Consider the following 19,299-nt stretch of genomic DNA (forward strand, 5'->3'; position numbering starts at 1 on the left):
GCTAGGTCGCCATCCAGGCGAGCTCGCCGGGTAGTCGGGCACGCCAGAAGTCGACGTCGTGTCCGCCGGGGGAGAAGCTGCCCGCCGGCTTCTTCTTGAGTTGGCCGGCGAACTGGCTGCTGGCGAAGAAGAAGCGGTCGCCGATGCCACAGTCGACCCGGATCGGTATCGAGTTCAGCACGGGGAGGCCGAATACCGTGTTGCGGTTCCAGTCGTCGACGCTGTCGAACGCCCCGGGTGCGGCGCCGAGGTAGGACAGGTACAGCGCCGGGCTGATCGCGCAGATCCCGGCGGTGCGGGCCGGTCCGAGACGGGCGCCCAGCAGCAGTGCGCCGTAACCGCCCATCGACCAGCCGAGGAATCCGACGCGGGAGGTGTCCATCCCCATCGAGGTGAGCATCGGCAACAGTTCTTCGAGCACCATGGTCCCGGCGTCCTCGCCGTTGCTGCGGCGGTGCCAGTAGGAGCTGGCGCCGCCGTCCACACCCACCACCGCGAACGGCGGTTTGCCCTCGGCAACCAACTGCGCCAGCGCATCCTCGACGCCGCAGTCCAGCATCATGTTCGCGTCGCTGTCTTTGCCGTGCAAGGCGATCACCGGGCGCAGCATCTTGGTCTGACCCGGCGGCATGGCGATCACCCAGTTGGTCTTGACCCCGCCACGCGCGGCTGAGACGAACGAGCCGGTGAGCTTGGTCGGCAGCGTCTTGCCCGCGGTGGGAGGGTCGAACGGCGCCGGAGCCTCGGGCGCGGCAAGGGGTTTGGCTGGATCCAACAGCGCACCGAGCGCGAACAGGCCCGCAGCGCCCGCGCCGGCACCCATGCGCAGCACCGTACGGCGGGACAGGTCGGCCACGAGCGTCAATGATGCCGTGCCGACGGCCTTCTCGGGGATGAGCCACGCCGTATTGCAAGGCAGTCGTAACGGCGGTGTGACCCCCATGGTGCCCCGAGGCGTGGATGTGCTGTGGTTAGCCATGGCTAGCACTTCGCAGCTGCGCCAAGACTTGTCGCAACGGCAGCTCAGCATGATCGCCCTCGGCGGGGTGATCGGCGCCGGGTTGTTCGTCGGCTCGGGTGTGGTGATCGCGACGACCGGGCCTGCCGCGTTCCTGACGTACGCGATCTGCGGGCTGTTGGTCGTCCTGGTGATGCGGATGCTGGGCGAGATGGCGGCGGCGGATCCGTCGACCGGCTCCTTCGCCGACTACGCCGCCACGGCCCTGGGTGGCTGGGCAGGGTTTTCGGTCGGCTGGCTGTACTGGTACTTCTGGGTGATCGTCGTCGGATTCGAGGCCGTCGCCGGCGGCAAGGTGCTCAATTACTGGTTGCCTGCGCCGCTGTGGCTCCTGTCGTTGTGCCTGATGGTGTTGATGACGGTCACCAATCTGTTCTCGGTGTCCTCGTTCGGCGAGTTCGAATTCTGGTTCGCCGGAATCAAAGTCGCGGCCATCGTGGTGTTCCTGGGTCTGGGTACCGCCTTCGCGGTGGGGCTGTGGCCAGGCCGGCGGTTGGACTTCTCCAACCTGACCGCCCACAGCGGATTTCTCCCCCACGGGGTGGGTGCCGTGCTCGGCGCCGTCGTCGTGGTGATCTTTTCCATGGTCGGCGCCGAAGTCGTCACGATCGCCGCCGCCGAGAGCCGGGACCCGGAACTGGCCATCGCGCGGGCGACCAGGTCGGTGGTCGCCCGCATCGTGGTCTTCTTCGTCGGCTCGGTGCTTCTGCTGGTGGTGGTCACGCCGTGGAATTCGTTGGAACCCGGGGCATCACCGTACGTCGGCGCGCTGACGCACATGGGCCTGCCCGGCGCGGATCAGGTGATGAACGCCGTGGTGCTCACCGCGGTCCTGTCGTGTCTGAACTCCGGCCTCTACACCTCGTCGCGGATGTTGTTCGTCCTCGCACGCCGACGAGAGGCCCCCGCCGCGCTGGTCAAGCTGAGTCGGCGCGGGGTGCCCGCCATCGCCATCCTGTGTTCGTCGGTGATCGGGTTCGGCTGCGTGCTGATGTCCTGGCTGTCACCCGACACGGTATTCCTGTTCCTGCTCAACTCTTCTGGCGCGGTCATCTTGTTCGTCTACCTGCTGATCGCGCTGTCGCAGATCGTGTTGCGGCGCCGCACATCACCGGACAAGCTGCGAATGAAGATGTGGTTGTTTCCGGTGCTGTCGATCCTGACCACCGTCGGGATCACCGCGGTGCTGGTGCAGATGGCCTTCGATGCCCAGGCGCGCAGTCAGCTGTGGCTCAGTCTGTTGTCCTGGGCGGTGGTGGTCGGGGTGTATTTCGTTGTGCCGAGCAGACGCAAAAGCCCCTGAAACGGGACGTTTCAGGGGGCTTTCGCGTCTGCTCGCGCGGGATACCGAGAGGTGAACGACCGCAGCGTTTTTCGAGACGCCTCCGCCGGCGGTGATCGCCGGCGGAGGCACGTCTCGGTTAGGCGGCCGGCCGACGAGTGGCGGTCGGTGCGACGGTGGCGTCGTTGCGCCGCCCCCTCAACCCCGCCAAACCGGCCAGGCCGAGGAGACCGGTGAGGCCCCACAGGCCGGTTTTGTCGCTGTTCTGGTTGTCGTCCTTGTCGGCCAGCGTGGTGGTCGACGACGGGGCAGGAGCCGGGTCGACGGAGGCACTCGCGATGCCTGCTCCGCCGAAACTGAGAGCCGCTGCCGTCCCGAAGATGGCGATTGCCTTGCGCATTTCAAATTTTCCCTTCGACCGTGATCGAGCGGAATGGATTTGGAACCAGTGTGTTCTAGTTCCTCGGATGACGGCAGAACGGATCTCCGCAGTGCCGCGTGCTCGACATACCCGGGCGTTTAGCGCTCAAACCTGCTTTCGCACACGGTTTCCTCATCCAGATACACGATGCGAAACGGACCCACCGGAATGCGAAGCCATTCCTGTCGTCAGCTGCGCCATTGCCGTTCAACCGATTTGACCAACGCGGTCAGCGTCGCGTTCACCGGCGCTTCGATCCCGACCCGAGCGCCCTGCCGTGGCACCGCGCCGTTGATGACGTCGATCTCGCTGACCCGGCGCGCCTCGTGGTCGAGCAGTGCCGAGGGTTTCGCGTCGGGCATGCCCGCACCGAAGTTGCGCACGTGCGCCACGGGATCGGCGACGTCGATGGCGATGCCGGATGCGCGCGCCACCGTCCACGCCTCCGTCGCCGCGGCCCGACTGACCGGGCCGATATCCGGATCATCCATCACCTGACCGACGGTCAGGCCCGTCAGCGCACACGGCGCGCTGTAGGCGACATTGCAGATCAGCTTCTCCCACTGCATGGCGGCGATGTCGGTGACCGCGGCGGCGTCGAAGCCCGCAACGGTCCACACCTGCGCCACTTCGGCAACCGCCTCGTAGGACAGCGACGAGTAGGCACCAAAACGCATGGCGCGCATGGCGTTATGGTGCACATGTCCAGGTGCGACCCGCGCCGCGCCGAAGCCGCTGGCGATCCCGACCGCCACCCGTTGCTCGCCGACGATGCCGGCGACCGTATCCGCTGAGCCCAGACCATTCTGGATGGTCAGCACCGGCGTGGCAGCACCGAGCATCGAAAGTGCCTGTCGGGCACCGGTGCTCACGTCGGCGGCCTTGACGGCTAGCACGATCAAATCCATCGGCTCGGCCGGGGCGACGGTGTCGGCGCGCACCCGCACGGTCTGGTCGTAGTCGGGTCCGCTGACCCGCAGACCGTGCTGGGTGATCGCGTCGATGCCGGGTTGGTAACTGTCCACCACCAGCACGTCGTTGCCCGCCGCGGCCAGTTTGGCCGCATAGATCGAACCCATTGCACCGCAACCGATTACCGCGATCTTCATGCGTCCGCTCCCAGCTCGGTGATCAGTTCGGCCAAGCCGGGCTTTTGTTCCAGCCCGAAACCCGGCGCGTCGGTCGGCGAGATGCGGCCGGCCTCCAGCACGCAATCCGGCGAGTAGCCGCCGAACGGCTGGAACACCCCCGGATAGGACTCACATCCGCCGAGGCCCAACCCAATCGCGATGTGCAGGTTGATCAGGTGGCCGCCGTGCGGAAAGGCGAACCGGCGGTCGAAGCCGTGCGCCTCGAGCACCGAGAGCATGCGGGCGTATTCACCCAACCCGTAGCTCAGCCCGGCGTCCATCTGGAAGATGTCGCGGCCGGCCCGCATGCCGCCGTACCGCACCAGGTTGACGACGTCGGGCACCGAGAACAGGTTCTCCCCGGTGGCTACGGCACCGTCATAACAGTCCGTCACCGCATGATTCAGGTCGAAATCCAGCGGATCTCCGGGTTCTTCGAACCAGCGCAGCCGGTAGGGCGACAACACGGCCGCCCAGTCGGTCGCCGCGGAGAGGGCGAATCGTCCGTTGGCGTCCACCGCGACCCGCCCGCCGTCCCCGACCAGGTCCACCGCGGCCTCGATGCGGGCCAGGTCCTCAGGCATCGACGCCCCGCCGATCTTCATCTTCACCGCGTCATACCCCAGGTCCAGGTAGGAGCGCAGCTCGGCGCGCAGTCGCTGCACGCCGGCGCCGGGGTAGTAGTAGCCGCCGGCGGCGTAGACGGCGACCGACGTGGCCGACTGCCGTCCGAAGTGCCGGGCGATCGTGGCGTGGGCGGGCTCGTCGTTGAGTTTGGCGTTGAGGTCCCAGCAGGCCAGTTCCAGGGCCGCCGCGGCGGCGGCACGGTCGCCGTGCCCGCCGGGCTTCTCGTCGCGCAGCGCACACGCCAGGACCGCGGCCGGGTCGAGCAGGCCCGCGTCGTTAAGCAGCGCATCCGGGGACGCGGCGAGCACCCGCGGGATCATCCGGTCGCGCAGGATCCCGCCCTGGGCGAATCGACCGATCGAGTCGAATGCCACCCCGACCGCGCGCCGGCCGTTCCGGACGGCGGCGATCGCCAGCAGCGAGACGGTGTGGCCGGCGAAGCTGACCAGCGCATTCGCCGGCGCACCGTTGCCCTCGCTGCGAAGGGCGACAGAGCGCTCCCGGATCGCGGTGAGTTTCATCACCCGAACCGGTGCCCATGCGGTAGTTGCATAGCCAAACTTCTACACCCTGTAGTTGAAGCGGCCGCAGCGGCTGGGACACTGGTCGGCATGGGTGATGGCGGTCCGGCGAGCGCGCGGGTAGCGGCGTCCGCGCGGCTGTTCGGCGAGGCCGGCTCGGTCATTCCCGGGGGAGTCAACTCGCCGGTGCGGGCGTTCACCGCGGTAGGCGGGACTCCGCGCTTCATCACGCAGGCCAATGGCTGCCGACTCACCGACGCCGACGGCAACGCCTACGTCGACCTGGTCTGTTCCTGGGGTCCGATGATCCTGGGCCACGCGCACCCCGCCGTCGTCGACGCCGTGGTCAAGGCCGCCGCCGACGGCCTGTCGTTCGGCGCCCCGACCCCGGCCGAGACCGAACTGGCCGCCGAGATCATCGGGCGGGTGGACCCCGTGCAGCGCATCCGGTTGGTGAACTCCGGTACCGAGGCCACCATGAGCGCGATCCGCCTGGCGCGCGGCTACACCGGACGTCCGAAGATCGTCAAGTTCTCCGGCTGCTACCACGGGCACGCCGACGCGTTGCTCGTCGACGCCGGCTCGGGAGTGGCAACGCTGGGTTTGCCGTCCTCACCCGGGGTCACCGGTGCGGCCGCGGCCGACACAATCGTGTTGCCGTACAACAACATTGAGGTAGTGCGGGAACTCTTCGCGCAACACGGCGAGCAGATCGCCGCCGTGATCACCGAGGCCAGTCCCGGAAACATGGGTGTGGTGCCACCCGCGCCCGGTTACAACGCCGCACTGCGCAGCATCACCGCCGAACACGGCGCGCTGCTGATCGTGGATGAGGTGATGACCGGCTTCAGAGTCAGCCGAAGTGGTTGGTACGGAATCGATCCCGTCGATGCCGACCTGTTCACCTTCGGCAAGGTGATGAGCGGCGGACTGCCGGCCGCGGCGTTCGGTGGCCGGGTCGAGGTGATGGAGCGACTGGCCCCCCTGGGTCCGGTGTATCAGGCCGGCACCCTGTCGGGTAACCCGGTGGCGGTGGCCGCGGGGCTGGCGACGCTGCGGACCGCCGACGACGCGGTGTACGCCGCGCTGGACGCCAACGCCGACCGGCTGGCCGCGCTGCTCACCGAGTCGCTCACCGCGGCCGGTGTCCCACACCAGATTCCGCGGGCCGGGAACATGCTCAGCGTGTTCTTCGCCGAGGCGCCGGTCACCGATTTCGCCGCCGCTCGCGCCAGCCAGACCTGGCGTTACGCGCCGTTCTTCCATGCCCTGCTCGACGCGGGCATCTATCCACCGTGCAGCGCTTTCGAGGCGTGGTTCGTCTCGGCCGCGCTTGACGACGGTGCTTTCGGACAAATCGCCGACGCGTTGCCCGCCGCCGCTGCCGCAGCGGCCGCGGCACAGGAGGACCAAACCTGATGGCCGAGACGACCAGGGTGCACGTGGTGCGCCACGGCGAAGTGCACAACCCCACCGGTGTCCTGTACGGCCGGCTGCCCGGCTTCCGGCTGTCGGACAACGGCGTCGCGCAGGCGGCCGCGGTCGCCGACTTCCTGGCCGACCGCGACATCGTCGCGGTGATCGCCTCGCCGCTGCAGCGCGCACAGGAGACCGCCGCACCCATCGCCGCGCGGCACAACCTGACCGTGGACACCGACCCCGACCTGATCGAATCGGCCAACTTTTTCGAGGGCAAGCCGATGGGTCCGGGCGATGGGGCCTGGCGTAGCCCGCGGTACTGGTGGCAGCTGCGCAACCCGTTCCGGCCGTCCTGGGGCGAGCCCTACATCGAGGTCGCGACCCGGATGGCCGGCGCGGCGGAAAAGGCACGCGCGCGCGGCGCCGGCCACGAGGCGGTGTGCGTGAGTCACCAACTGCCGGTGTGGACGCTGCGCCTGCACCTGACCGGCAAGAAGCTCTGGCACGACCCGCGGCGCCGGCAATGCGCGCTGGCCTCGGTGACCACGCTGGTCTACGACGACGACCGCCTGGTCGACGTGGAGTACTCCGAGCCGGCGGCCCCGTGAGGCCCTTGGCTGTTGTCGTACTGGTGCTGGCCGGGCTGCTGACCGGCTGCTCCGGGCGCGACGCCGTCGCCCAGGGCGGCACGTTCGAGTTCGTGTCCCCGGGCGGCAAGACCGACATCCGCTACGACCCGCCGGAAAGTCGCAGCCGGCCGGGACCGTTGTCCGGGCCCAGCCTCACCGACCCCGCGCGCACCCTGTCGCTGGACGATTTCCGGGGAAACATCGTCGTCGTCAACGTGTGGGGCCAATGGTGCGGCCCGTGCCGGGCCGAGATCACCCAACTGCAGCGGGTGTACGACGCCACCCGCGACTCGGGGGTGTCCTTCCTGGGGATCGACGTGCGTGACAACAGTCGTCAAGCGGCGCTGGACTTCGTCAACGATCGGCACGTGACGTTCCCGTCGATCTACGACCCGCCGATGCGCACTTTGATCGCGTTCGGCGGTAAATACCCGACCACGGTGATTCCGTCCACGCTGGTGCTGGACCGCCAGCACCGCGTGGCCGCGGTCTTCCTGCGTGAACTGCTGGCCGAGGATCTGCAGCCGGTCGTGCAGCAGGTGGCCGCCGAAGCGCCTGCCGATGCGAGGTCGGGACCACAGTGAGTGGTTTCGCCCACCTCGCCGCCGCCGGCCCGCTGGTGGTCGCGCTCGGCGTGTGCATGTTGGCCGGGCTGGTGTCGTTCGCGTCGCCGTGTGTGGTGCCGCTGGTGCCGGGTTACCTGTCGTATCTGGCGGCGGTGGTCGGCGTCGAGGAAGAACAAGAGCGCCCCGGCACGCTCAAGGCTCCGCCCGCGGCGCGTTGGCGAGTGGCCGGGTCTGCGCTGTTGTTCGTCGCCGGATTCACCACGGTGTTCGTGCTCGGCACTGTCGTCGTGCTCGGCATGACCACCGCGCTGATCGACAACCAGCTGGTGCTGCAGCGGGTCGGCGGCGTGCTCACCATCGTCATGGGATTGGTGTTCGTGGGACTCATTCCGGCGCTGCAACGTCAGGTCCGGTTCAGCCCCCGTCAGGTGACGACGACGGTCGGCGCGCCGCTGCTGGGCGCGGTGTTCGCCCTCGGCTGGACGCCCTGCCTGGGGCCGACGCTGACCGGGGTGATCACGGTGGCCTCGGCGACCGACGGCGCCAACGTGGCGCGCGGCATCGCGCTGGTGATCGCCTACTGCTTGGGGCTGGGGATCCCGTTCGTGCTGTTGGCGTTGGGCTCGGCCCAGGCGGTGACCGCGCTGGGCTGGTTGCGCCGGCACACCAGGGCAATCCAGGTCTTCGGTGGCGTGCTGCTGATCTCGGTGGGCGTGGCGCTGGTCACCGGGGTGTGGAACGACTTCGTGTCCTGGCTGCGCGACGCGTTCGTCTCCGACGTGAGGCTGCCGATCTGATGACCCCCAGAGAGGCGCGAGTGGCGCCCGAGGTGGCGCGAGCAGACGCAGAATCGCACAAAACCAGGGATTCCGGTGCGATTCTGCGTCTGCTCGCCCCGAGAAAGCTCGCGGGCAAGGCGCGCAACACCTGGCGGTCGCTGACTTCGATGGGCACCGCGCTGGTGCTGCTGTTCCTGCTCGCGCTGGGCGCGATTCCCGGAGCTCTACTGCCGCAGCGCAGCCTCAACGCAGCCAAGGTCGAGGAGTACCTGCACACCCACCCGATGATCGGCCCGTGGCTCGACGAGTTGCAGGCCTTCGACGTGTTCTCCAGCTTCTGGTTCACCGCCATCTACGTGCTGTTGTTCGTGTCCCTGGTGGGGTGTCTGACGCCGCGGATCCTCGAACACGCCCGCAGCCTGCGCGCCACCCCGGTGGCCGCGCCCCGCAACCTGGCGCGGCTGCCCAAGCACGCCGAGGCACGACTCGCGGCCGACCCCGCCGAGGTGAACGCGCTGGCCAACACCATCAAGGACCGGCTGCGCGGATGGCGCACCGCGATCAGACACCACGACCAATCCGTCGAGGTCTCCGCGGAGAAGGGCTACCTTCGCGAGTTCGGCAACCTGGTGTTCCACTTCTCGCTGCTGGGTTTGTTGGTCGCGGTGGCCGTCGGCAAGCTGTTCGGCTACGAGGGCAACGTGATCGTCATCGCCGACGGCGGCCCCGGCTTCTGTTCGGCGTCCCCGGCAGCGTTCGACTCGTTCCGGGCGGGCAACACCGTCGACGGCACCTCACTGCACCCGATCTGCCTGCGGGTCAACAACTTTCAGGCACACTATCTACCGTCGGGACAGGCGACGTCGTTCGCCGCAGACATCGCCTACCAGGCGGGTGGCGATCTGGACGCCAACATCTGGCGGCCCTACCGGCTGGAGGTCAACCACCCGCTGCGGGTAGGCGGCGACCGGGTCTATCTGCAGGGCCACGGGTACGCGCCCACCTTCACCGTGACGTTCCCGGACGGGCAGACCCGCACCTCGACCGTGCAGTGGCGACCCGACAACCCGCAGACCATGTTGTCCTCCGGCGTCGCGCGCATCGACCCGCCGGCCGGCAGCTATCCCACCGCCGAGGAGCGGCGCCAACACCAGATCGCGATCCAGGGTCTGCTGGCCCCGACCGAGCAACTCGACGGCGCCCTGCTGTCGTCGCGGTTTCCGGCGCTCAACGCCCCGGCGGTGGCTATCGACGTCTACCGCGGCGACACCGGCCTGGACACCGGCCGGCCCCAGTCGTTGTTCGACCTGGACCCCCGGCTGATCGAACAGGGCAGGCTGACCAAGGAGAAGCGGGTCAACCTGCGCGTCGGCGAGCAGGTCCGCATCGACCGGGGCCCGGCCGCGGGCACCGTCGTCCGTTTCGACGGCGCCGTGCCGTTCGTCAACGTGCAGGTCTCGCACGACCCCGGCCAGTACTGGGTACTGGTCTTCGCGATCACGATGATGGCCGGACTGCTGGTGTCGCTGCTGGTGCGGCGCCGCCGGGTGTGGGTCCGGCTCCTGCCGGACCCCGACCGTCCCGGTACGGTGAACGTCGAATTGGGCGGCCTGGCGCGCACCGACAACTCGGGGTGGGGTGACGAGTTCGAGCGGCTGACCCAGCGGCTACTGGACGGGCTGGGTGACGGGGACGCACCTGCCGGCATCCCCGCTGGCATTTCCCCGAAGGCCGGAAGGGACGTCACGTGAACACCTCGAATATCGACATCGATCTGGCCCGCTACTCGGACTGGGCGTTCACCTCGGCCGTGGTGGCCTTGGTCGTCGCGTTGTTGCTGCTGGCCTACGAGCTGGCCTACACCCGCGCCCGCAAGCTCGAGCCGGTCGCCGCGGGCGGCGTCAGCACCGACAGCGCCATCCCCGGGATCGTGTCGGACACCCCGCAGCGACCATTCGACGAACGCGTCGGGCGCGCCGGCCTGGCCGTGCTGTACCTGGGTATCGGGTTGCTTTTCGCCTGCATCGTGCTGCGCGGCCTGGCCACCATGCGGGTGCCGTGGGGCAACATGTACGAGTTCATCAACCTGACCTGCATGTCGGGCCTGTTCGCCGGCGCGATCGTGTTGCGCCGCCCGCAGTACCGGCCGCTATGGGTGTTCCTGCTGCTGCCGGTGCTGATTCTGCTGACGGTGTCCGGTCGTTGGCTCTACGCCAACGCCGCGCCGGTGATGCCGGCCTTGCAGTCCTACTGGCTGCCCATTCACGTCTCGGTGGTCAGCCTGGGGTCCGGGGTGTTCCTGGTCGCCGGGATCTGCAGCATCCTGTTCCTGCTGCGCACGTCGCGTTTCGGCGACCCGGGCACCGAGGGCAGGCTGGCGCAGCTGGTGCAGCGCTTCCCCGACGCCCAGACGCTGGACCGGATCGCCTACCGAACCACGATCTTCGCCTTTCCGGTGTTCGGGTTCGGCGTCATCTTCGGCGCGATCTGGGCCGAGGAGGCCTGGGGCCGCTACTGGGGTTGGGACCCCAAGGAGACGGTGTCGTTCATCGCGTGGGTGGTCTACGCGGCCTACTTGCATGCCAGGTCGACGGCCGGGTGGCGGGACCGGAAGGCCGCCTGGATCAACGTCGCAGGATTCGTCGCGATGGTCTTCAATCTCTTCTTCGTTAACCTGGTGACCGTCGGACTGCACTCCTACGCGGGTGTGGGCTGAGGCGACAAAGGGGGAGCAGCGAGTGTCAGAACATCCGACGCCGGGCGTGGGGACGCCACGCGTCCACCCGGGCACCGGATCCGACGTCAATGCCGACCAGCAGACCGTCCAGGCGCAGCAGCCAGAGGCGACGACCCGGGCTTTCGCCGGGTTCCGCACCGAGCGGCGGACTCCCGCCGCCGCGGACAGCGCCGTCGGCTCGGCCAGCATGGCGCCGCCGCCGCAACCGGTCGAATTGCCGCACGCCCGGCCGCAGTGGGAGCCCGCACCGTCGACGGGACCGGTGACCGCGGTGACCCGGGTGGACCCGACGGCCTACGGCGCCTACTACCCCGGGCCGCCCGACCAAGCGGGAACCGCGGAGCGGCCCCAGTTCCGTCCGGAGCCGCTGCCGCAGACGCCGTATCCGGAGCTGTCGAGCACCGTGCTGCTGCGACCGGTGAAGCCGCCGCCGTCGGAGGGTTGGCGACGGGCGCTGTACGTGTTGTCGGGCCAGCTGATCAACCTGGGCGAGAGCCCGCGGGCGATGCGGCACAACAACCTGGTCGCCCAGATCAACCGACCGCTGCGCGGCAGCTACCGGATCGCGGTGCTCTCCCTGAAGGGCGGCGTGGGGAAGACCACCATCACCGCGACCCTGGGATCGACGTTTGCGTCCGTGCGCGGCGACCGGGTGGTGGCCGTGGACGCCAACCCGGACCGCGGCACGCTGAGCCAGAAGCTGCCGCTCGAGACACCGGCCACCGTGCGGCATCTGCTGCGCGACGCGAAGAGCATCGATCGTTACAGCGACGTCCGCAGTTACACGTCGCAGAACGAGAGCGGGCTGGAAGTGCTGGCCTCGGAGAACGATCCGACGGTGTCGGAGGCGTTCAGCGGTGACGACTACACCCGGATCGTGGACATCCTGGACCGCTTCTACGGCCTGGTGCTCACCGACTGCGGCACCGGTCTGCTGCATTCGACGATGTCGGCGATCCTGGCCAAGTCCGACGTGCTGGTCGTGGTCGCTTCGGGGTCCATCGACGGCGCCCGCAGTGCCTCGGCGACGCTGGACTGGCTGGAAGCACACGGGCACGAAGACCTGGTCCGCAACTCGATTGCGGTGATCAACGCGGTCCGCTCCCGCTCCGGCAAAGTCGACATGCAGAAGGTGGTCGACCACTTCGCGCGGCGTTGCCGTGCGGTGCGGGTGGTGCCGTTCGACGCCCACCTCGAGGAAGGCGCCGAGATCAGCCTGGATCGGTTGAAGCGCGAAACCCGCGATGCTCTCGCCGAATTGGCGGCGGTGGTCGCCGAGGGTTTCCCGGGCGACGCGCGGCGCGCCAACCCGAACTTCGTCTAACGGGGTTTGTTGTCGCCAAGCCGGCGCAGGAACTCCGGATCGTCGTCGGGTCCGATGACGCGGGTCCGCGGCGGGCTCGTCTGCGACCGCGCCGCACGCCAGCCGAGATAGATCAGCGTCCCTGAGATCAGGACGACGAGCAGGTAAAGCACGCGACACCTCCTCCAAGCGAATATACCCGCGACGTAGTCTCAAGATGTGTCAGAAGCGCGTCGCGACAAGAGCACTGGCGTGATCGCCGTCGTCGTCTACGCGGTGGCCCGGCTGGTGCTGGTGGTGGTGATCGGCGGTGCGATCTACGGAATCGCGCGCCTGCTCGGGGTGGACGATTTCCCGGTCGCCGTCGCCGGACTGTTCGGACTGGTCGTGGCGATGCCGCTGGGCATGTGGGTGTTCAGCCCGCTGCGACGACGGGCGACGACCGCGCTCGAGGCGGCCGGGTCGCGGCGGCGGGCGGAACGCGATCAGTTGCATGCCCGGCTGCGGGGCGAGCAGGCGGCTGAAAGGGACCAGACCTAGGCGTCACTGTGCTGCGGCAACCGCACCACTTGCGCGGCGTAGGTCAGCCCGGCGCCATAGCCGATCAGTAGCGCCAGGTCGCCCGGCTTGCCCAGCCCGGTTTCCATCAAATCGGCGATGGCCAGCGGAATGGACGCCGCCGACGTGTTCCCGGCGTGCTCGATGTCGTTGGCGACGACGGTGTCCGGGCGCAGCTGCAGGTTCTTGACCAGCAGGTCGTTGATCCGGGTATTGGCTTGATGGGGCACGAACACGTCGATCTGGTCGGGTCCGATCCCGGCCGCCTCGAGCGCCCGCCGGCCGACGTCGCCCATCTTGAAAGCCGCCCAACGGAACACCGCCGGGCCTTCGAGCCGCACGAACGGACGCGGCCCGCTGGGATTCTGGGCGAAGGTGATCCAGTCGATGTCCTGCCGGATGGCATTGGACTGTTCGCCGTCGCTGCCGGCAACGGTCGGGCCGATGCCCTGCTCGGACGTCTCGCCCACCACCACGGCGGCGGCGCCGTCGGCGAAGATGAAGCAGTTGCCGCGGTCGTACATGTCGATCGTGGGCGACAGCTTTTCGGTGCCGACCACCAGCATCTTCGCGGTCACCCCGCCGCGGATCATGTCGGCCGCGGTGCCCAGCGCGTAGCCGAAGCCGGCGCATCCCGCGGACAGATCGAAGCCGAGCACATCCTTGGCGCCCAGTGCCGCCGCGACCATCGGGGCCGCCGGTGGGGTCTGCAGGAAATGCGTGTTGGTGGTGACGATGACACCGTCGATGTCGGCCGCGGTCAGCGACGCGTTGGACAGCGCCCGTCGGCAGGCTTCGGCTGCCATCGACGCGGCGGATTCGTCATCCGCGGCGAACCGGCGCGTCTTGATGCCGGTACGGGAGTAGATCCACTCGTCGGAGGAGTCGATGTTCTGGCAGATCTCGTCGTTGGTGACGACGCGTTCCGGGCGGTAGGCCCCGACGCTGAGCAATCCGACCTTCTTGGGGCCGCTGGCCGAGGCGATCTCAGACATGGCCGTCCTTCCCGCGTCAACTCGAGCTCCCTCAAGGGACTCTAGGCGTGCCGGTGCCGGTCGTTCATCCGGGTCTAAGGCTTCAGCGCAGTTTGGACAGGCAAAGCACGATCGGTGGTGAATACGCGGTGGTCTGGACCCATTCGCCGCTCGAGCAGTTGGACGTGCTGGTGGTGCGTTTGACCACCCGGTCGGTGGCGCTGCTCGAGCCGCAGCTCGCGGCCGAGACCGTCACCTCGCGGCTTCCGTCACGCTTGACTGCACCCGGCACCCGCCGGATGCAGTCACCGACCTTGGCGGCTTTGATCGTCCGCGCGGAGGCGTCGGGACTGTTGCGCGACGGGGTGGTGGTGCGCGGCGCCGCCGAGTGCCGGGTGTCCGTCCGGTGCAGCACCGAACCGAGGCTGGCCATGAAGACCAGCGCGACGACGACGGCGATCGCGGACAGCGCCGTGCCGACATATCCGATGGCCAGACCGGCGATGGCCAGTCCGCGCCCCTCCTGGCCGGTCCGCTTGATCTGGGACAGCGAGATGTGGCCCAAGATGATCCCCAGCGGAGCCAGGACCAGCGAACACACCAGGGCCGCGATCGCCAGCGGGTTCGTCGGCCGACTCGGCGGATTAGGCGGATAAGGCGGATTAGGCGGATAAGGCGGATACGGTGACTGACCGTCGTACGGCGTGTTCATGAAACCCCCTGCAGCACAGTGGTTTGCGCTGTATGTCCTGGACCGGACAGTAAGGTATCACCCCGCCAGCGTCAGTGCGCCGGCCACCGCTGTCGCCCAGATCACCATGACCAGGCCGGTGTCGCGCAGCACCGGGATCAGTTCCTGCCCGCCGCGACCGGAGCGCACCGGGCGGTCGGCGCGCAGCGCCAGCGGCGTGGCCACCAGACCCGCCGCGCACCACGGCGTCGCCAACATCAGCACCAGCGTCAACAGGCCGGTGAGCGCCAGCAGCGCGTGGTAGAGCGCCCGGGTGCGACCGTCGCCCAACCGGACCGCCAGCGTGATCTTGCCGGACACGGTGTCGGTGGGGATGTCGCGCAGGTTGTTGGCGACCAGCACCGACGACGAGAGCGCCCCGATCGCCACCGCCAGCACCACGCCCACCCAGTCGATCCGCAAAGCCTGCGTGTACTGGGTGCCGAGAACGGCGGTCAGCCCGAAGAACACGAACACCGCGGCCTCACCCAGCCCGGAGTAGCCGTACGGCTTGGATCCGCCGGTGTACAACCAGGCCGCGGCGACACACGCGATGCCGACGCCGATCAGCCACGGCCCGCTGACCAACGCCAGCGCCAACCCCGAACAGCAGCCGAGGAACAGGCTGACCAGCGCCGCCGTGGCCACCGCTCGCGGGGTGGCCAGGCGCGAACCCACCAGGCGCATCGGGCCGGCCCGCACGTCGTCGGTGCCGCGGATGCCGTCGGAGTAGTCGTTGGCGTAGTTGACGCCGACGATGAACGGGACCGCGACCCCCAGCGCCAGCAGCGCCTTCCACCACACCGCCGCGTGCAACCAGGCGGCCGCGCCGGTGCCCGCGATGACGGGTGCCACCGCGTTCGGCAGCGTCCGCGGACGAGCGCCGGACACCCACTGGGCAATAGTGGCCACCAACGCATCCTGCCCTATGCCCGACAATGGGCGGATGCTCGGAGTGATCGGTGGCACCGGCTTCTACACGTTTTTCGAGTCCGACGTCCGCACCGTGTCGGTGGACACCCCGTGGGGCCGGCCCAGCGCACCCCTCACGATCGGCGCCGTCGGCGGGCACGAGGTAGCGTTTCTGCCGCGGCACGGCGCCAAGCACGAATTCTCGGCGCATACCGTGCCCTACCGGGCCAACATGTGGGCGCTGCGCTCGGTGGGGGTGCGGCGGGTGTTCGCCCCGTGCGCGGTCGGCAGCCTGGATCCCGAGGTCGGGCCGGGCACGGTGGTGGTTCCCGACCAGCTGATCGATCGCACCAGCGGCCGGGCGGACACTTACTTCGATTCCGGCGGGGTGCACACCAGTTTCGCCGACCCGTACTGTCCGGCGCTGCGGACGGCCGTCACCGGACTGCCCGACGCCCCTGATCTCGTCGACGGCGCCACCATGGTGGTGATCCAGGGTCCAAGGTTTTCCACCCGCGCGGAGAGCCGCTGGTTCGCCGCGGCAGGGTTCCAGCTGATCAACATGACCGGCTACCCAGAGGCGATACTCGCCCGGGAACTCGAATTGTGTTATGCGGCAATCGCGTTGATCACCGATGTCGATGCCGGTGTGGAGGTGGGAGAAGGCGTGACCGGCGTGGACGTGTTCGCCGAGTTCGAGAAGAACATCCCGATGTTCAAGGGGCTGGTGCGTGCGGCCATCGGCCGGGTCGCCGCCGAGCGCACCTGCACGCACTGCCGTCGGCACGCCGGGGTCCCGTTGCCGTTCGAGTTGCCATGAGGGTGTTGCTGACGGGAGCGGCAGGGTTCATCGGCTCCCGGGTCGGAGCCGCGCTGCGGGCGGCCGGTCATGAGGTGGTCGGGGTGGACGTGCTGCTGCCCGCCGCGCACGGGCCGAACCCGGTGCTGCCGGAGGGTTGCCATCGGGTCGACGTCCGCGACGCCGGCTCCCTGGCCCCGCTGCTGGGCGGCATCGACCTGGTGTGTCATCAGGCCGCGATGGTGGGGGCTGGGGTGAACGCCGCGGACGCACCCGAATACGGCGGCCACAACGACTTCGGCACGACGGTGTTGCTGGCGCAGATGTTCGCCGCCGGGGTGTCGCGTCTGGTGCTGGCCTCGTCGATGGTCGTCTACGGCCAGGGCCGGTACCGGTGCCCGCAACACGGATCGGTCGACCCGTTGCCGCGCCGGCGCGCCGACCTGGACGCCGGCAGCTTCGAGCACCGCTGCCCGCAGTGTGGGCAACCGGTCACCTGGCAGCTGGTGGACGAGGACGCCGCGCTGCGACCGCGCAGCCTGTATGCGGCCAGTAAGACCGCGCAGGAGCACTACGCACTGGCCTGGTCGGAGGCGACCGGCGGTTCGGTGGTCGCGTTGCGCTACCACAACGTCTACGGTCCCGGCATGCCGCGCGACACCCCCTATTCGGGGGTGGCGGCCATCTTCCGTTCGTCGCTCGAGAAGGGTGAGGCCCCACAGGTTTTCGAGGACGGCGGCCAGATGCGTGACTTCGTCCACGTCGACGACGTCGCCGCCGCGAACCTGGCCGCGGCCGGCGTCGACCACGGCGGTTTCGTCGCCGCCAATGTCTGCTCCGGGCAACCCATTTCGATCCTGGAGGTGGCGACCGCGTTGTGCGCGGCCCGCGGTTCGTCGCTGGTGCCCGCCGTCACCGGCCAGTACCGCAGCGGGGACGTGCGCCACATCGTCGCCGACCCGGCCCGGGCCGCGGATGTCCTCGGGTTCCGGGCGGCCGTGCCGCCCGCCGAGGGGTTGCGCGAGTTCGCGTTCGCGCCGCTGCGTTAGGACGGGTTGTTGGGCGGCCGATAGATCTTCGGGCGCGGCCCGGTCTGACCCGGACGGAAGATCCGCGGTGACGGCCCCGGCCCGGACAGCACCGTCGTCGGCGCGTCGTGCCCGCCACCGGGGACGCTGAACTGGGTCGTCCGGGCTTCCGACGGCGGCGGCGGCGGACCGCCGGGACGGGTCGGGATGGGCACGGGCGGCCGTGTCGGCCCGGTCGATCCGGTGGCGGGGCGCTGCTGCCGGCGCGGCCGGCGCCGCGGTTTGCGGATGCGTCCGGCCACGATCACCGCGAGGAAGGTGCACAGCGCGAGCCCGCACAGCGTCACGTCGAAGGTGCTGGCGATCTGCTGCGCGAGGTCGTTGCCGTAGACGGGGTTGACCGAGACCTGCTCGAACCGGGGAGCCAGCACGACGCCGAGAATCACCCGGGAGATCATCAGGGTGAACACCAACCCGCTCAACCAGACCAGCAGCCGCGATCGCAGTGCCCCCTGGGCCAGCTTGGTGCGCAGCCACCACGCCAGCGCCCCGGTGGCCAGGTCGAACGTGGCCAGCGTCACGGTGTCATAGCGCGAATACGGATAGTCCAGCATCACCGCGACCACCAGGTCGGTGATTCTCATCAGCATCGACCCCAGGCACCAGACGACGATCAGCGTCAGGCTCTTGCGGATCGCGGTGCGCCAGATCTCCCGGTCGGCGCGCGTCTGGGCGGAGCTGAACAGGGCCAGCGGCGCGAACAACGCCGCGGCGCCGGCCCACGCCAGGAAGCCTTCGTAGCCGACGCCGGCCGTCGAGGTGTTCTGCGCGATGCCGTGGAATGCGTCGATCTCACGACCGACCGGCAAACTCCACACCAGGATCCCGGCGAGCAGCGTGGAAGTGCCCAGTGCCAGCGTCGCGAGCCGGGAGCCGTGGGTGTTGCGCAGGACCCACCGCGAGGCGACCAGGACGGCGGTCAGTGCCACCGCCCCGTACACCAACGCCGTCAGGATCACCGTGGTGTTGCGGGTACCGAAGGCTTCCGACCCGTTGATGCCCTGCAGGGCGTACCGCAACCGCCAGCACAGGTTGAAACCGGCGCTGAGCGAGGCTCCGAACATCGAGGCATATCCGAGCAGTCGCGCCGCGCGCAGCCACCGGTGGTAGCGCTGCTCGTCGGTGACCGGGCTGGTGAGCACCGGTTGTGCGCTCAACAGCGCGCCGGCGAACCCGAGCCAGCCGCCCGGGCCGACGCCGCCGGGCACGTGGACCTGACCGCCGAATTTGATGGATTGGATTACGTCGAACCCGATGAATCCCGCGAGCAGTAGGAGGTAGGGGATGTTCAGGCTCAGCCGCAGCCGCGCGGCGGTGACGGGGTCGAGTCGCAGGAACGACGTCAGGGCCGCCGCCAGCGACAGCAGCGTCACCAGCCCCAGTAACCCCCACAGCAGCGTGCTGCTGCCCGGGATGCCCAGCCCGAAGTACAGGTTCCACGGGAACAGCGGCGCGAGGACGAGCAGCACGGCGGCGATCAGGTCGCGGATGGTGTTGCGTCGCTTCGTCAGAACTCCGGGCGCCTCGGGCGCCGTTCGCGCGGCCGGCGCAGACCCCGGGCCGGCAGCCGCCCGTTGCGTGCCCACGATGGGGCCGGTCGGCGTTTCGTCGCTACTGACGCTCACGAGGCCCCCAGGGGTCGAGGTCGGGTGCTGCTGGCGCGGGTCGGTCGTGCGGCAAGGGAACCCCCTGCCGGGGCCACTGCGTTGTTCGGTTTGCGAACATATTCTCCATTCGGACGAGGCGGCAGTGGCTGTGAGCAGGTTATGAAGACCGTTGGGATCCGCACTGAGCGTCCCCGCCGGT

20 protein-coding genes are annotated in these 19,299 nt (G+C 69.0%); 11 read left to right on the forward strand and 9 right to left on the reverse strand.

What is annotated here, in order from left to right:
* Position 1: 1 nt before the first annotated feature.
* Positions 2-823, reverse strand: a complete 822-nt coding sequence (locus tag AC5Y47_RS12225) for an alpha/beta hydrolase (protein WP_499944431.1) — start codon at positions 821-823, stop codon at positions 2-4.
* A gap of 154 nt (positions 824-977) precedes the next feature.
* Between AC5Y47_RS12225 and AC5Y47_RS12230 the strand changes: the two genes are divergently transcribed.
* Positions 978-2,321, forward strand: coding sequence for an amino acid permease (locus tag AC5Y47_RS12230; RefSeq protein ID WP_499944257.1), 1,344 nt, complete (start codon positions 978-980; stop codon positions 2,319-2,321).
* Positions 2,322-2,439: 118 nt separating this feature from the next.
* On the opposite strand, the gene AC5Y47_RS12235 is transcribed toward AC5Y47_RS12230, so the two are convergent.
* The 3 genes from AC5Y47_RS12235 to AC5Y47_RS12245 all read right to left on the reverse strand — a co-directional run bounded on the left by AC5Y47_RS12235 (position 2,440) and on the right by AC5Y47_RS12245 (position 4,999).
* Positions 2,440-2,700, reverse strand: coding sequence for a WGxxGxxG family protein (locus tag AC5Y47_RS12235; RefSeq protein ID WP_499944258.1), 261 nt, complete (start codon positions 2,698-2,700; stop codon positions 2,440-2,442).
* Positions 2,701-2,909: 209 nt separating this feature from the next.
* Entirely contained in the window at positions 2,910-3,830 is a 921-nt protein-coding gene (locus AC5Y47_RS12240; RefSeq protein WP_499944259.1) for a ketopantoate reductase family protein, read from the reverse strand.
* Positions 3,827-4,999, reverse strand: coding sequence for an enolase C-terminal domain-like protein (locus AC5Y47_RS12245; RefSeq protein WP_499944260.1), 1,173 nt, complete (start codon positions 4,997-4,999; stop codon positions 3,827-3,829). The genes AC5Y47_RS12240 and AC5Y47_RS12245 overlap by 4 nt, the downstream gene beginning before the upstream one ends.
* A gap of 90 nt (positions 5,000-5,089) precedes the next feature.
* Between AC5Y47_RS12245 and hemL the strand changes: the two genes are divergently transcribed.
* From hemL to AC5Y47_RS12280, 7 genes are all read left to right on the forward strand, one after another.
* Entirely contained in the window at positions 5,090-6,418 is a 1,329-nt protein-coding gene (gene hemL, locus AC5Y47_RS12250; RefSeq protein ID WP_499944261.1) for a glutamate-1-semialdehyde 2,1-aminomutase, read from the forward strand.
* A complete protein-coding gene (locus AC5Y47_RS12255; protein ID WP_499944262.1) occupies positions 6,418-7,026 on the forward strand; it encodes a histidine phosphatase family protein in 609 nt (202 codons plus the stop codon). Before hemL ends, AC5Y47_RS12255 begins: the two co-directional genes overlap by 1 nt.
* A complete protein-coding gene (locus AC5Y47_RS12260; protein WP_499944263.1) occupies positions 7,023-7,631 on the forward strand; it encodes a TlpA disulfide reductase family protein in 609 nt (202 codons plus the stop codon). Before AC5Y47_RS12255 ends, AC5Y47_RS12260 begins: the two co-directional genes overlap by 4 nt.
* Complete coding sequence (locus tag AC5Y47_RS12265) at positions 7,628-8,410, forward strand: cytochrome c biogenesis CcdA family protein (protein ID WP_499944264.1); 783 nt, start codon at positions 7,628-7,630, stop codon at positions 8,408-8,410. Before AC5Y47_RS12260 ends, AC5Y47_RS12265 begins: the two co-directional genes overlap by 4 nt.
* A 149-nt stretch (positions 8,411-8,559) precedes the next feature.
* A complete protein-coding gene (locus AC5Y47_RS12270) occupies positions 8,560-10,143 on the forward strand; it encodes a cytochrome c biogenesis protein ResB (protein WP_499944432.1) in 1,584 nt (527 codons plus the stop codon).
* Positions 10,140-11,108: a c-type cytochrome biogenesis protein CcsB gene (ccsB, locus tag AC5Y47_RS12275; RefSeq protein ID WP_499944265.1), complete on the forward strand. Its 969-nt coding sequence runs from the start codon at positions 10,140-10,142 to the stop codon at positions 11,106-11,108. Before AC5Y47_RS12270 ends, ccsB begins: the two co-directional genes overlap by 4 nt.
* A 22-nt stretch (positions 11,109-11,130) precedes the next feature.
* Entirely contained in the window at positions 11,131-12,453 is a 1,323-nt protein-coding gene (locus AC5Y47_RS12280; RefSeq protein ID WP_499944266.1) for a MinD/ParA family ATP-binding protein, read from the forward strand.
* On the opposite strand, the gene AC5Y47_RS12285 is transcribed toward AC5Y47_RS12280, so the two are convergent.
* Complete coding sequence (locus AC5Y47_RS12285) at positions 12,450-12,605, reverse strand: hypothetical protein (protein ID WP_499944267.1); 156 nt, start codon at positions 12,603-12,605, stop codon at positions 12,450-12,452. The two genes, AC5Y47_RS12280 and AC5Y47_RS12285, sit on opposite strands and share 4 nt — an antisense overlap.
* A 46-nt stretch (positions 12,606-12,651) precedes the next feature.
* Here AC5Y47_RS12285 and AC5Y47_RS12290 point away from each other — a divergent pair, with 46 nt between their 5' ends.
* On the forward strand, positions 12,652-12,972 hold the full coding sequence (locus AC5Y47_RS12290; protein ID WP_499944268.1) for a DUF4229 domain-containing protein: 321 nt from the start codon (positions 12,652-12,654) through the stop codon (positions 12,970-12,972).
* Here the strand turns inward: AC5Y47_RS12290 and fabH are convergent.
* The 3 genes from fabH to AC5Y47_RS12305 form a co-directional block, all read right to left on the reverse strand.
* A complete protein-coding gene (fabH, locus tag AC5Y47_RS12295) occupies positions 12,969-13,985 on the reverse strand; it encodes a beta-ketoacyl-ACP synthase III (protein ID WP_499944269.1) in 1,017 nt (338 codons plus the stop codon). The two genes, AC5Y47_RS12290 and fabH, sit on opposite strands and share 4 nt — an antisense overlap.
* 82 nt (positions 13,986-14,067) lie before the next feature.
* Complete coding sequence (locus AC5Y47_RS12300) at positions 14,068-14,676, reverse strand: DUF4190 domain-containing protein (protein WP_499944270.1); 609 nt, start codon at positions 14,674-14,676, stop codon at positions 14,068-14,070.
* Positions 14,677-14,733: 57 nt separating this feature from the next.
* The gene (locus AC5Y47_RS12305; protein WP_499944271.1) at positions 14,734-15,606 is read right to left on the reverse strand and encodes a 1,4-dihydroxy-2-naphthoate polyprenyltransferase; all 873 of its coding nucleotides are present in this window, start codon (positions 15,604-15,606) and stop codon (positions 14,734-14,736) included.
* A gap of 34 nt (positions 15,607-15,640) precedes the next feature.
* On the opposite strand from AC5Y47_RS12305, the gene AC5Y47_RS12310 reads away from it, so the two are divergent.
* Together AC5Y47_RS12310 and AC5Y47_RS12315 are read left to right on the forward strand one after the other, a co-directional pair.
* Complete coding sequence (locus tag AC5Y47_RS12310; protein ID WP_499944272.1) at positions 15,641-16,426, forward strand: S-methyl-5'-thioadenosine phosphorylase; 786 nt, start codon at positions 15,641-15,643, stop codon at positions 16,424-16,426.
* Entirely contained in the window at positions 16,423-17,454 is a 1,032-nt protein-coding gene (locus AC5Y47_RS12315; protein ID WP_499944273.1) for an NAD-dependent epimerase/dehydratase family protein, read from the forward strand. The genes AC5Y47_RS12310 and AC5Y47_RS12315 overlap by 4 nt, the downstream gene beginning before the upstream one ends.
* On the opposite strand, the gene AC5Y47_RS12320 is transcribed toward AC5Y47_RS12315, so the two are convergent.
* Positions 17,451-19,004 (reverse strand): DUF7937 domain-containing protein, encoded by a 1,554-nt coding sequence (locus AC5Y47_RS12320; RefSeq protein WP_499944433.1) that lies wholly within the window; start codon positions 19,002-19,004, stop codon positions 17,451-17,453. The genes AC5Y47_RS12315 and AC5Y47_RS12320 overlap by 4 nt on opposite strands.
* Positions 19,005-19,299: the final 295 nt, after the last annotated feature.

The sequence above is a fragment of the Mycobacterium sp. NGS22 genome, from assembly GCF_059813095.1.